The sequence below is a fragment of the Balneola vulgaris DSM 17893 genome (assembly GCF_000375465.1).
GTDB lineage: Bacteria > Bacteroidota > Rhodothermia > Balneolales > Balneolaceae > Balneola > Balneola vulgaris.
The window spans coordinates 935,178-948,657 of sequence record NZ_AQXH01000001.1 but is presented as its reverse complement, the minus strand read 5'-3'; the positions used below and the strand labels follow the sequence as shown (position 1 = coordinate 948,657).

The window sequence follows — 13,480 nt, the reverse complement described above, 5'->3', positions numbered from 1 at the left end:
ATGGGTTTTTAATTTTGTCTATCTTTTTGCAAACTAGTGACTTACATAAAGGGCTTTAACTGAGTGGGAGAGATGAGGATAGAGTGGTAAAATATTTAAATGATTTGCATATAAAAAAAGCCCTGTATGAAAAAACACAGGGCTTGGAACAGAACTGGTTAGTTTAGTTCGCAACAGGGCATTTACTCAAAGCGGTTGAGTACGCTTTAGTGAGAATATCTAAGCCCTCATCTATCTGTTGCTTAGTAATGGTAAGCGGTGGTCTGAACCGAACTGTATTTGGTCCACATGACAATATCATGAGTCCGTTTTGCATACATTCTGAAATAACAGCATCCCTAGAGTGAGAGTCTGGTAGGTCGATAGCAGCGAATAAACCTAAACCTCGTGGGTTACTTAAGTGATCATGTTGAGCACATAGTTCCTTGAGTTTAGATACTAAGTAATTACCTACTTCAGCTGCATTTTCTACAAGGTTATCTTCTTCAATGATATCGAGAATTTTTCCGAATCTAACCATATCAACTAGATTCCCACCCCAGGTGGAATTAATTCTAGATGAAACATTGAAGCAATTTGTTTCTACCTCATCAACACGAGGACCTGCTAGAACGCCACATACTTGAGCCTTTTTACCAAATGAAATGATATCAGGATTTACATAATGCTCGTGAGCCCAAAATTTACCGGTCATTCCTACCCCAGTTTGAACTTCATCATAAATCAATAGGGCTTCATGTTTGTCGGCTAGTTCTCTCAATGCTAAGTGAAATTCTTTACGGAAGTGACGATCACCACCTTCACCTTGTATTGGTTCGATGAGTATACAAGCTATATCATCTTTGTACTGCTCAAAAAAGCGTTCTGCTTGAGCGATAGCTAATTGTTCATGCTCTATAACCACTTTTAAACTATCGGGAGTCTCAGGGTAAATATTGGCAGGGCTAATCACGCGTGGCCAATCGAACTTAGGGAAGTATTTAACTTTGTCTTCCACTGTATTTGTTACAGAAAGGGTATAGCCAGTTCTGCCGTGAAAGGCTTTTTCGAAGTGTAATACTTTGTGGCCTTTTTCAACTCTGTAACCTTTTTGGAAATTTTTCTGAACCTTCCAGTCGAAGGCCACTTTCATTGCGTTTTCAACGGCAAGTGCGCCACCAGAAATGAAAAAGGAATGGGGGAGATGATCAGGAACGGCTACCCGACTAAAGGATTCCATGAATTCAGCCATTTCTTCGGTATAAATATCAGAATTGGATGGCTTGTTAATGGCCACACGACCTAGTTTAGCTACAAAAGCATCGTCGCCCGCTAGCTTGGGATGATTCATACCCAATGGATTAGATGCAAAAAAAGTGAAGAAGTCTAAGTATTTCTTTCCTGATTTAGCATCAAGAAGATAAGCTCCTTCACTTTTTTCTAAATCGAGTACCATATCGTACCCGTCGGTGAGCAAATGTTTTCCTAAAATCTTTCGTACCTGTTCCGGATGTATAGTCTTATCTACGTCCATCAATCGTCCCTGTATTTAGTGAGTTCAAAATTCTTTTTTATGTCAGAATCGAAGCTAGTAAATACAGATGTGTTGCTCAATACATCCAGAAAAAAGCAGAATAATCTACTGTTTGAACTCAGAAAGGGTTTTAGTGATTATAGACACACATTCTAGGAGTTGTTCTTCCGTCATTACCAATGGAGGTGCAAAACGAATTATGTTACCATGTGTCGGTTTTGCGAGCAGACCGTTGTTTTTTAGGGCAACACAGAATCTCCAAGCAGTGTCACTCTCAGGGGTATCATTGATGATAACAGCATTCAATAATCCACGGCCACGTACTTTTGTGAAGAGCTCGTTTGAGTCGACTAGTTTTTGCATTTCAGCTCTAAACAAATCACCAAGCTTACGTGCATTTTGAGAAAGGTTTTCTTCCTTTACAACCTCAAGTGCCGCCATTGCCACTTTACAACCCAGAGGATTACCTCCATAGGTTGAACCATGCTGACCTGGCTTTATAACATCCATTACTTCATCATCCGCAAGGATAGCCGAAACGGGGTAGGCTCCACCAGATAACGCTTTTCCTAAGATGAGGATATCTGGCTTCACATAAGTTGATTGCTTTTCGCAATGACCTGAACAGGTACAGTTACCACAAACGGCCAGTAAACCACCTGTACGTGCAATACCGGTTTGGATTTCATCAGCTATAAATAATACATCAGCCTCTTTACACAGTTGGGCACTTTCAGCTAAGAAGTTTTCATCGGGAACCACAACACCTGCTTCACCTTGAATGGGTTCTACTAAAAAGCCGGCAACATTTGGTTGTTTTAGGGCTTCTTTTAAAGCTTCGGTATCGTTATATGGTATTTTTATGAATCCTGGAGTGTAAGGCCCGAAGTTCTTGCGTGCTTCTTCATCATTCGAGAAAGAAATTACAGTAGTTGTTCTTCCGTGGAAGTTGTTTTCACATACAATAATCTGAGCATCATTTTCTGCAATGCCCTTTTTCTCATAGGCCCATTTTCTACAAACTTTGATGGCTGTTTCTACACCTTCTGCACCGGTATTCATTGGTAGAATCTTGTCGAATCCGAAATACTCAGTGATATACTGCTCGTATTCACCTAATACATTGTTGTAAAATGCACGCGAAGTTAATGTGAGCGTTTGAGCTTGATCTACTAATGCTTGAGTTATTTTAGGATGACAATGTCCTTGATTCACAGCAGAATAAGCGGATAGAAAATCGAAATACTGATTACCCTCTGGGTCCCAAACGTATACGCCGTCACCTTTTGCTAAAACTACAGGTAGTGGATGGTAGTTGTGAGCTCCGTATTTGTCTTCTAATTCGATAGCCTTGTTTGTCGTAATCATTCTGAAAATCTAAATGTTAAAATTCTTGCTGGAAGATAAGGAATGAAGGGGAGGGGTAATAAAAAAAAGGCACCCATAATTAAATGAGTGCCTTTTTATAAAAGTGTCAAACTCTAATTATTGACCGTCGATAGTCAAAGTATGAGTTTTGTAGTTTTCGCTAGGAATAAGATCGCCACCTGTTAGGTTGATGATCAAAGTCACAGTCTCGTCAGAGGCTAGTGTACCGTCAGCGATAGTAAGTTCGATATCACCAAAGCTGCTGTTTGCAGGAATAGTGAATGAACCATTTGTAGTTAGAGTGTAGTGTGTTCCAGCAACAGCTGTACTAGCTTCGTCTACTTCAAATGTTACGTTTAGGTCGGTTGCCTCGTGTGGCCCAACTAACTGAGTTCTGATAGTAGTAGCGCCAGCGCCTTCGTCTACAGTTGTTGCAGCTAATGGGAATTCTACTAATGAAGGACCATCGTATGATACTGAAGTGTTTTCTCCACATGCAGTAAACCCAATGGCTAATAGTAGTACTAAAATTTTATTGAAAATTTTCATGTCTTTAAAATTAGTTGTTATCGGTATAACCAGGGTTTTGAACAATATTCGGATTCGCATCCAATTCTTGCTCGTAGTAAGGAGCCACGATGCGGTAATCGTCGTAAGGAATGGTAATTCCTTCGTCAGGTTTTGGGAAGCCCATACCGTTACGCTTTAAGTCGTAAGCACGGTGTCCTTCAAACGCTAACTCAAGTCTTCTTTCCTTAAGAATTGCATCGATAAGAGCTTGACCTGTAAGACCAACTAATGGAGCTAGCCCACGTTGTTGTCTGATTAGGTTAAGGTCTGCAAGTGCAGCTGTTTCGTTTGGAGTATCTTGTTTAGCGTAAGCTTCAGCTCTGTTTAAGTATACTTCAGCCAAACGAATAACAATTACATTATCAGTTCCTAAGGCAGTACCATCGTAACCAGCATATTTTTGCGAGTAACGAACAGTTTCAGAACCTCTAGCAGTAGGAGCATCTAAGATGTCTAAACGAACATCGCCTGCTTCAAACTGGCCTAAAAGCTCATCAGTAGGAACAATGTCACCATATCCGATATCATCACGGTACATACCCGCAAGAGAAGTTAAACCTCTAGTTTCAGCATCAGTAAACTGGATTTCTAATAAAGACTCAGCGCCTTCAGAGAATGCAGTTAGGTGATCAGCCGCAGATGGTCCAGTTAACCCTACAGGAGAGTTGTTGATTGCATCAGTAGCAGCTGTTACAGCCTCAGAGTAGTTGCCTTCATAAAGGTGAACACGTGATAATAGTGCTTGCGCAGCTACTTGTGAAACCTTGAATGGGAAGTCAGCACGCTGGTTAGTAGAAGGGTCTAAGATGGCAATAGCATCGTTAAGATCTTTCTTGATCTGCGTGTATACATCTGTAATAGTACTCCTGCTTGGGAATGCATCTTCGTCAAGTACACCACTAAAAGGCTCAGTTCTGATTACGATACCAAGATCGAATCCATCTACTAAGTGGTTAGGGTTTCTTGAAAGACTTCTAAGTAAGTCGAAGTGTGCAAGTGCTCTAATGAATAAAGCTTCACCCGTATACTGGTCAATTTTATCTTGGTCTCCACCAACATTTGGTAGAGCTTTAAGAACAGTGTTTGTTCTATTAATGATATCGTATGCAGTATTATGGAATCCGAAATGTGCGAATGGGCGGTTTGTCCACTCAGTTACAAAACGGTTTGAGTTTTGAACAGCAACTTTCATGTTATCTGCAAGTACTTCAGAGACAATCATAAAATTACCTCCGTAATAAGCAGCTGTTTGTAAACGGTCGTAAGTGCCATTAAGTACGGCTTCTACACCTACTAGGTCTTTAATGGCATCTTCTTCTGAAACCGATTGAGCCGGCTCAGTATCTAGAAGACTATCACAAGCTGATGATGCAAACACCAACAAGAATAGTAGTAATGTTAAGTTTCTAATCTTCATGATTTAATTAGTTTTATAATTTCTATTAAAATCCAACATTGATACCAAAGGTATATGTCTTACCCTGAGGGTAGTCACCAAAGGTGCTGCCGCCAGTTACTTCAGGGTCATACCCTGTAAATTCTGTCCAAGTAATTAAGTTGGTTCCTTGGATAAATAGACTTAATGATCTGAAACCGATTTGATCGATTACAGCCTTATCGAATGCATAGCTAAACTTTGCACGCTTTAAACGTAGATAAGAAGCGTCTTCAATGAAGTGGCTAGATCCAGTAGTGTAGTAAGTGCTAGCACCGTCGTTTACAACCGTACCGTCTGCTTTTCTACCATAACGGTTTAAGTACCATGTTACAGGAACGCTAGTTACATCACCTGGTTGTCTCCAACGATCGTTAACTGTAGCCCACTGGTTTCTATCAACAGTGTTACCTACACGCTCACCGAAGAAACGGTCAGAGTTACGGAGGTAATTACCTGCCGACCACTGGAAGAAAGTTTCTAATTGGAAGCCTTTGTAGTTGAAAGTGTTGTTCACACCACCAAAGTTATCTGGCTGGCGAGATCCTAAGATCACACGATCGTCTGGGCTTCTTGTGTATGTGATGTTACCATCAATGTCGTACCACATAGGGCGTCCATCAGCTGGGTTAACACCTGCATAACGGTTAGCATAGAATACACCAATTGCCTCACCAACAAATAAGTCGGTACCTAATTGATCTAAGTCATCAAATAAACCAGTTACTTCGTTTTTTAGGAAAGTGATGTTGAAATCAGTTACCCAAGAGAAGTCCTGAGTTTTGTAGTTAGTAGTAGAAATTGCAATCTCAAAACCACTGTTGTTCACAGAACCTACGTTTTGAGTGATTTCAGTGTATCCAGTTGTTCCTGGAATCGCACGGTCGAATAATAACTTCGTAGTTTTTTCTAAGAAGTATTCAGCAGAACCAGTAATACGACCATTTAATAAAGCGAAGTCAACACCGTAGTTAAAGGTAGTAGCTTCTTCCCAAGATAGTTGTGGGTTAGCCACCTGAGATGGAGATAAACCTGGGCTACCACCGTAGTTTGCACCACCGCCGTATAGTCCACGAGAAGCGAAGTTGCCGATAGCATCGTTACCTGTAACACCAACACCAACTCTTATCTTAAGATCGTCAATAACGTCTACATCAGCCATGAAGTCTTCGTTTATGATTCTCCAAGCAGCAGAAACAGCTGGGAAGAAACCAAACTTGTTTTCGCTACCGAAACGAGACGAGCCATCATAACGAGCAGTTGCTGATACAATGTACTTGTTATCATACGTGTAGTTTACACGACCGAAGTAACCCGCAGTACGGAAAGTAGAAGTAGACTGAGAAGGATCACCAAAGTAACCTGCAGCAGAGCTTAAGCTCTTGAACTGGAAGCTAGGGAAATCAGTTGCCGTAGCACCAAAGCTCTCAGTGTTTTGCTCACGGTATTCGAATCCAACTAAACCAGTTACATCATGTACTTGATCGAAGTTGTATACAAAGTTTAATACCTGGCTAGTAGAGAAGTTTGTTAACTCATATACGTTCTTTCTAGCGTATCCATTGTAATTTTCACCGTCGCCACTACGAGGATCCCAATACACATAATCACTTACTGTGAAGTAATCGATAGAGTTAGAAGTCTCGAAAGAGATGTTATCATTGAAATTGTAAGTAGCACCTAAGTTACCAATAAGACGCTTGTTTACAGTTTCGTTGATGTTTAAGTCGGTATCATAAACGGTATTGAAGTAGTAAGTACCTTCAAGATCAGTGTTGAATGTACCATCTTCATTTCTTACTGGCTCAGTAGGAAGTGTTAGAATACCAGCACGGTAAGGACTAGCAAATGCACCACCACTTGGGATACTGTTTAACTCAGAGTTACTTAAGTTAACAGAAGCTTTGAAAGAAAGATTTTCAGTAGCTTGGTGATCAATGTTAGTTTGTAAACTTAATCGTTGGTAATCAGAGTTGATTACTTGACCTTCTTGGCTATCGTATCCACCTGAGATGAAGAATCTAGTTTTTTCGTCACCACCACGAGCAGATAAGTTATAAGACTGGCCTAATCCTTTTTGGAAGTAAGCGTCAGCCCAATCAGTGTTGATGGTAGCGTCTTCTGGTTGGTTAGCACCAAAACGGCCATTCATGAAACCAGTGATAACTCCTTCATCAAAGCCGTAGTTTTCTAAACTCTCACGAGTTAATTGAATAAGCTCTGCAGAACTTAAAACATCAATTCTCTTGATTACTTCTTGGTAACCTTGACGAACAGATAAATCAAATTCAGTAGCGCCTGCATTACCACGCTTAGTAGTAATGATCACTACACCGTTTGCAGCACGAGCACCGTAAATAGAAGCAGCAGCTGCATCTTTTAAGATACTGATAGAAGCGATGTCGTTAGGGTTGATTGATGATAGAACGTTGCTAGAAGGAGCAGAAGAACTGAAATCACCCGAGTTAACCTGAACACCGTCAACAATGTAAAGTGGGCTGTTTCCTGCATTGATAGAACCTTGACCACGTACACGAATTTGTACAGCAGCACCTGGAGCACCTGTTGAGTTCGTTACCTGAACACCAGCAGCTCTACCTTGAATAGCTTGCTCAAAACTTTGAACTGGAACATTCTGAAGCGATTCCATCTTAAGTGAAGTTACCGAACCAGAAATCTCTTTCTTTTGTAGAGATCCATATCCAGTTACAACAACTTCTTCTAATTGAAGTACGTCTTCTTCAAGAGCGATGTCTAAAGAATTCGTGCCACTAGAAATTTCAATGGTATTTTCGAATGGTACGTAACCTATGTAACGCACAACTACAGTATATGTGCCAACAGGAATACTAGAGATAGTGTAAGTACCATCTACATCAGTAGAAGTACCTTTAACTAATTCCTTGATAACAACATTTACTGCAGGGAGCGATTCTCCTGAGTTTGCATCAGTAACAGTCCCGCTTAAGCTTCCGGTTTGCGCGAAAACAAAAGAAGGAATGGATGCAAAGAATAGTAGAATAGAAAGTATCTTTTTATTCATTTCCTTTATTATTTATGATTGATTAAGCAGTGTTAGATGAGATTAAAACACCGCAAATAGTTACCTAAATATTAAGGAGAAGGGCAGCTAACATAAATACGTAACAAATTATTGACCTTTACTTAACACCGTTCAGGGTTATTTAAAAGCCATTTTTTGAGCTGTACTACGTAGAATTACGTAGATTTTATTGAAAAACTGATCACTACTTGATTGTTCAACAGCGACTTATGAGGTTCAAAAATAGTCAATACCTCTTCTTCTGTTTTACAATTCATATCATAGGTTAAATATTGTAACCCTTGTAGGGGTGCTGATGATGTTAAAATTTAGGGTGTTTAAGTAATGTTTATTTAACAGTTTGGAAATAAGATTCAGTATTGATTTGTACCTGAATGAATTTAGCTAAGACTAAATAAAATTATTGAGAGCGCGTATGTTTTGAGGGTCGAATTTTGAAAAAAAGAAAAAGAATGGTTGATAGTGGTTGAATAATATCCGTATATTTGGAGTCTAATCGCGGGGTGGAGCAGCTGGTAGCTCGTCGGGCTCATAACCCGAAGGTCGCAGGTTCGAATCCTGTCCCCGCCACTATAAATAAGCCCTCTTTTGAAGAGGGCTTTTTTTTTGCCTAATAATCTATCTGGTTATTAGAAGACATTCTATAAAGTCTTTATTTGGGAAGTCTGTAAACAAAAAAAGGCCGACTCATAAATGAGCCGGCCTTCAAATTTTGCTAAAAAGCTAAATTTATCTCCAACCACCCGCAGATGAAGAAGGATTAGATCCACCAAATGTGTAGTATGGTTTTTCATATCCTAAAAGTTCTAACACTTTTGCAGGAAGAGGTAGTTGTAATAACGTACCAGCTTGTAGTAAGTCGTTCTTTCTCATTTCAAAGAACTCTACTCCATAACTAGTATTAATTAACTCAACCATTCTCTCATGGTGTATAGCATCACGAGCTTCAGCTTCAGTTGCAACTGCAGGAAGACCACCGCGGTCCATTCTTGAATTGTTTGAGTCATTCAAGATTGCTAGAGCACCTGGAAGGTTGTTTAACTCAATGTACGCTTCAGCTAATAACATGTCGTTTTCAGCTTTTAGAATTTCAGGTAAGTACGTATCCCAAGTAGTGATGTAATCTTGGTAACGGTTTAGTCTGAAACTTGAGAAGTGGTAAAGACCACGCTCAGGACGGAAGTTGTTTGACGAAAGATGAGCGAAATCGGTTAGAAGTCTATCATCTACATCAGCATTGTCAACTACACGAGCTGAATCTGGTGCTGGATAGTCATCACCATTTGCATTGTATGCAGGATAAGAATCATCCATCATGTTAATCACACGCATGTCGATACGACCCCAACCTGGATACGCGATTACCCATTTGTAATCATTTAACCAAGTAATGTCATCCATCAATACGCTAAAGTCAGCATCAACACCCGCTAAGGCATGATCTCTAACAGCAGCCCAGTCAACAGAAGATTTTTCTGCAGCTGTTCTTGGAAGGTACGACATAGTACGTGCAGCATAAGTATTAGCTAGTTTTGATAGCAATACGTTATCAGCAGTAACACCATTTAACCAACCTTCAGGGATGCTGAATGTGTTGGCATCTGCAATCGAGATTGCTTGATTGAATAAAGCAACAGCAGAATCAGCTACTTCTGTATATGGTACAAGAGTAGGGTTGATTAGTGTTTCAGGATCGGTGTTTTCAGTAATTACATACGCTTGATCAAAAGTAAGAGCTAGGTTCATCAAAGAAAGACCTTGATTGAATTTTGCCCATGCTCTCATCATTGGAACGTCGTTACCAAAATCTACAGCTCCATTATTGATAGCCGCTAGGATATCAGAAGCAGACGACAAGTTTGAGTACATGTCATTGAAGAAATTATTAGTAACGTAGTTGTACGTATAGTTAGATGCATTATCCCAAGAACCACGAGGCTCACTTGAGATATCACGCATACCGTAGTTACCCCAAGAACATGTAGCCGCATCCGCAGATGTAGCCATCAAGTGAGCTGGAGAAGCAGTATCGTAGGTATCAACGTAGTAGCTTCGGAATAAACCAGAAGCAACGTTGGTTAAGTCGGTAGAAGAAGATAAAGCCCTTTGGGTATCTGGGTTGTTTAAATTCTCTACTGAAAGGTCTGCACAGCTCATCAGCATACCCGCTGCAAGCAAACCTAAAACAGATTTTAATTTAAATACTTTCATAGTGTAAAAGTGATTTTAGAATTTGAATTGAACAGAAAGTGCGTAGTTCCTAAAGTTAGGATATGCACCTGTTGAGTCTACTGGATTACGAATTCCACCCACTTCTGGATCGTATCCAGAGTAGTTAGTCCATGTCAACAAGTTTCGTCCAATTGCAGAAACTGTAATGTTTTGGATAGCGTTACCGAAGATCGGCTCAAGTTCTTGAGCGCCGAAAGAGTAGCTCAACGAAAGCTCGCGAAGTTTCACGTATCCAGCATCTTCAACCCAGTAAGAGTTGTTTGAGTTTACATCATAGAAACCTTTGTAGTATCCAAAAGTCTTCTTTTCGCTATCAGCCTTACCAGCTTGATCCATGATACCATTTCTGTCATCACGAGTTAACCACTGAGACTTACGGTTGTATACATCACCACCATGCTTGATGTCGAATAACATATAGAACGAGAAACCTTTGTAAGTAACTGTGTTAGAAACACCAGCAGTCCAATCTGGACGACCATTACCGATTTCAACGAATGCTAAATCACCATTCTCATCTCTAAGAAGGATAGGCTCTTCATTAGAAGTTCCTTGAGAACCTGCAGGTACAACATAACCGTCGCTGTTTACTTCGTAGTCAGCAATAGTTTCGCCTGTTCCTAACTGGCCAGCCATTTGATCTAATGTTCTAACCCAAGTACGTCCGTAGATAGCACCATAAGTTTCGCCTTCACGGATGTAGAATAAGTTGTCAGTACCTGACTGGTATGCAGGAACATCTAACTGAGTAATCGTCTGGTCAGACTTAGACCAAGTCATGTTCATGTTCCAAGTAACATCTTTCTTATTAATGATAGATGCCTCAGCATTGAATTCGTAAGTATTCGATTCAATAGTACCAGCATTCTGATACTGTGCATTATATCCAGTTACTGGAAGTAATGGAACACGTAAGAACTGATCCTTTGTAGTAGAAGTTGCGTAGATAGCTTCAAGGCTAACGCGATCAAAGATAGTAGCATTGATTGCAAACTCAGTTTCTTCAGTAGTAGAAGGCTTTAAGTTTTTGTTACCAAGAGTATTCTTAGAAGCAACACCATTACTTAATGAGAAAGTCTCATACTGCCAAGAGAATGCTGGACGAATACCTGCAGTACCACGAGCAGCACGGATTTTCAGTTCATTAACATTTGGAATGTCAAAGTCTTCAGTTAAACGATATGCACCAGAAACACGGTAGTAAATGTTCTCACGGTTGTTTTCACCGAATAAAGAAGATTTATCCTGACGTAACATCGCATCCACAAGTACTTTATCATCATAATCAAGAGATACAATACCGAATAAGTTTTCAGATGAAATCTCTTCTTGACCTGAACCTGCTGAGATATCATCAGTATTGAATGCACCAAAGTTTGGAAGATCTTGGATAGCGAAGTTAATACCACTTACATCAAAGAACTCAGTTTCTCTGTTTTCCCATAGGTAACTACCAGTAAATTTGGTGTATAAATCACCGAATTGTTTTCTAGCAGTAAAAGTATGCTGTAGAGTTTGAGAGAATTCTTCTTCAGAGTACTTGTATAAAGAACCTTCAGAGTAAGTAATACCAAGTGGGTCAGAACCACCTAATTGCCATGTGTCGTATGGGTTATACGAAGTGTATCTGTTGTTAATGCTCTCGAAAGAGTAAGAACCACGGTACTCTAACCAATCAAGTGGAGTGGCTTTAACAGAGTAGTTAGAAAGCTGACGCTTCTCATCTTCAGTTCTGTCATTTTTGTAGGTGTTGTAAAGAGGGTTAGTCTCGTTACTCCAGTGGTTATGACGAATAAAGTAAGGCTGCCCATCTGGGTTGTCTAAGTATAAGTTGTTATCAGGCTCCGCCAATACAATATTGAAGAAGATTCCACCACCGCCACCAGGGAAGTTGTTTGTAGAATTGATAAACAAGTTAGAAGTAGAAAGGCTTAACCAATCCGCAACTTGATAATCTGCGTTAATTCTAAAGTTCTTACGACCATAACCATCAGTATTAGGGATAATACCTTCACTGCTGAAGTTTTCGAAAGAGCTATAAAGGTTAATGTTGTTAACACGAGTAGCTACAGAAACGAAGTTCGTGTAGTTAGTACCGTTACGGAAGAATTCTTCCTGTAGGTTGTTGTTAACACCAAATGGGTTATCCATGTAATTGTCAGGATCAATAGCTCTTGAACCTACGATATCTGGACTGTAACCACCTTTGTAGTCAGCTGGGTATGTTACACCATCATATTTAGTGTAAGTACCTTTAGCCGATTCCCAGTCAGTAGCTAGAGTGTAGAAGTGACTTTCAGCTAGATCAATATAGTTTTCAAGTTCTTGAACACCATATTCGTTACGGATAGTAACGTCAATCTTGTTGTTCTCTAGGTTAGCACCACGCTTTGTAGTTACAACCATTACACCGTTACCAGCGCGAGATCCATATAGAGAAGATGCAGCAGCACCCTTTACAACCTCGATGTTAGCAATGTCATCAACGTTGATGTCAGCTAAACTTCCTTCAAGGATAACACCATCAACAATTACTAATGGAGAATATCCAACATTTAGGTTGTTATCTGCACGAAGTTGAACCTGAGCTGAACCCCCTGGAGTACCACCTGCTGCTTTAATCGTCACACCTGATACTTTACCAGATAGTGCTGTTGAAATAGAGGTTGCAGGTACTTTGTTAAGGCTTTGAGCATCAACTTTAGCAACCGATACCGTTAGTTTCTTACGTGGAGTTGCATCCGCAACACCAGAAACAACGATTTCATCAAGTAATCCAACATCAGAAGCTAAAACAAAGTTTTTGATTGTTTCGCCGTTACCAACGGTAACTTCTTCTTCAATTGTAGTAAATCCAATAAAACTTACTTTTACTGTATAGGTGCCAGCATCCAGTCCGGAGAGGGTATAGTTCCCATCAACGTCCGTAGCTGTACCTTTTTGTAGTGATTCGATCACTACGTTAACTGCGGGTAGTGTTTCACCAGTTTCTGCACTGGTTACCACACCCTTTAATGTGCCGTTCTGAGCGAGCGCCAAAGGACTCGTCAAAAAGAACAACACGGCAAGTGTATATAACTTTTTTACCATAGTAGCATTTATATGTTTTTGTTTAGAACACCACATGAATATGTGATGTTTAGTAGCGGTGTTAAATAAAGTAAATTCGCATTTACATACAATCAGGGAAGTACTTAAGTGATTGCAATACAATGCATTGATGAGTTTGTTTAGCGGCTAACTATCAGTTTTTTAATATGTTAAGAATTGTAAATTAGGGGTATTTTTTTACAATTCA

The 13,480-nt window shown here is 39.9% G+C and carries 7 protein-coding genes and 1 tRNA gene; 1 reads left to right on the top strand and 7 read right to left on the bottom strand.

Features of this window, described 5'->3' with window-relative positions; all coding sequences use genetic code 11:
* Window positions 1-163: 163 nt before the first annotated feature.
* The 5 genes from lat to B155_RS0104140 all read right to left on the bottom strand — a co-directional run bounded on the left by lat (window position 164) and on the right by B155_RS0104140 (window position 7,929).
* Window positions 164-1,513 carry an L-lysine 6-transaminase gene (lat, locus tag B155_RS12950; protein WP_018126986.1) on the bottom strand — a complete coding sequence of 450 codons (1,350 nt, stop codon included), beginning with the start codon at window positions 1,511-1,513 and terminating at the stop codon, window positions 164-166.
* Window positions 1,514-1,618: 105 nt separating this feature from the next.
* Window positions 1,619-2,881 (bottom strand): ornithine--oxo-acid transaminase, encoded by a 1,263-nt coding sequence (gene rocD, locus B155_RS0104155; protein WP_018126985.1) that lies wholly within the window; start codon window positions 2,879-2,881, stop codon window positions 1,619-1,621.
* A 117-nt stretch (window positions 2,882-2,998) separates the two neighbouring features.
* A complete protein-coding gene (locus B155_RS13550; RefSeq protein WP_018126984.1) occupies window positions 2,999-3,430 on the bottom strand; it encodes a hypothetical protein in 432 nt (143 codons plus the stop codon).
* 10 nt (window positions 3,431-3,440) lie between these two features.
* Window positions 3,441-4,868, bottom strand: a complete 1,428-nt coding sequence (locus B155_RS13545) for a RagB/SusD family nutrient uptake outer membrane protein (RefSeq protein ID WP_018126983.1) — start codon at window positions 4,866-4,868, stop codon at window positions 3,441-3,443.
* 25 nt (window positions 4,869-4,893) lie between these two features.
* Window positions 4,894-7,929 (bottom strand): SusC/RagA family TonB-linked outer membrane protein, encoded by a 3,036-nt coding sequence (locus B155_RS0104140; protein ID WP_018126982.1) that lies wholly within the window; start codon window positions 7,927-7,929, stop codon window positions 4,894-4,896.
* 518 nt (window positions 7,930-8,447) lie between these two features.
* Here B155_RS0104140 and B155_RS0104135 point away from each other — a divergent pair.
* A tRNA-Met gene (locus tag B155_RS0104135) sits at window positions 8,448-8,520 on the top strand.
* 159 nt (window positions 8,521-8,679) lie between these two features.
* On the opposite strand, the gene B155_RS0104130 is transcribed toward B155_RS0104135, so the two are convergent.
* Window positions 8,680-10,161, bottom strand: a complete 1,482-nt coding sequence (locus tag B155_RS0104130; protein WP_018126981.1) for a RagB/SusD family nutrient uptake outer membrane protein — start codon at window positions 10,159-10,161, stop codon at window positions 8,680-8,682.
* A 15-nt stretch (window positions 10,162-10,176) separates the two neighbouring features.
* Window positions 10,177-13,308, bottom strand: coding sequence for a SusC/RagA family TonB-linked outer membrane protein (locus tag B155_RS0104125; RefSeq protein WP_026167187.1), 3,132 nt, complete (start codon window positions 13,306-13,308; stop codon window positions 10,177-10,179).
* Window positions 13,309-13,480 lie beyond the last annotated feature (172 nt).

Excerpts from the sequence above, each read along its gene's own strand:
- B155_RS0104130 (WP_018126981.1), bottom strand. The coding sequence starts at position 10,161 with ATGAAAGTATTTAAATTAAAATCTGTTTTAGGTTTGCTTGCAGCGGGT.
- rocD (WP_018126985.1), bottom strand. The coding sequence starts at position 2,881 with ATGATTACGACAAACAAGGCTATCGAATTAGAAGACAAATACGGAGCT.
- lat (WP_018126986.1), bottom strand. The coding sequence starts at position 1,513 with ATGGACGTAGATAAGACTATACATCCGGAACAGGTACGAAAGATTTTA.
- B155_RS0104140 (WP_018126982.1), bottom strand. The coding sequence starts at position 7,929 with ATGAATAAAAAGATACTTTCTATTCTACTATTCTTTGCATCCATTCCT.
- B155_RS13545 (WP_018126983.1), bottom strand. The coding sequence starts at position 4,868 with ATGAAGATTAGAAACTTAACATTACTACTATTCTTGTTGGTGTTTGCA.
- B155_RS0104125 (WP_026167187.1), bottom strand. The coding sequence starts at position 13,308 with ATGTGGTGTTCTAAACAAAAACATATAAATGCTACTATGGTAAAAAAG.
- B155_RS13550 (WP_018126984.1), bottom strand. The coding sequence starts at position 3,430 with ATGAAAATTTTCAATAAAATTTTAGTACTACTATTAGCCATTGGGTTT.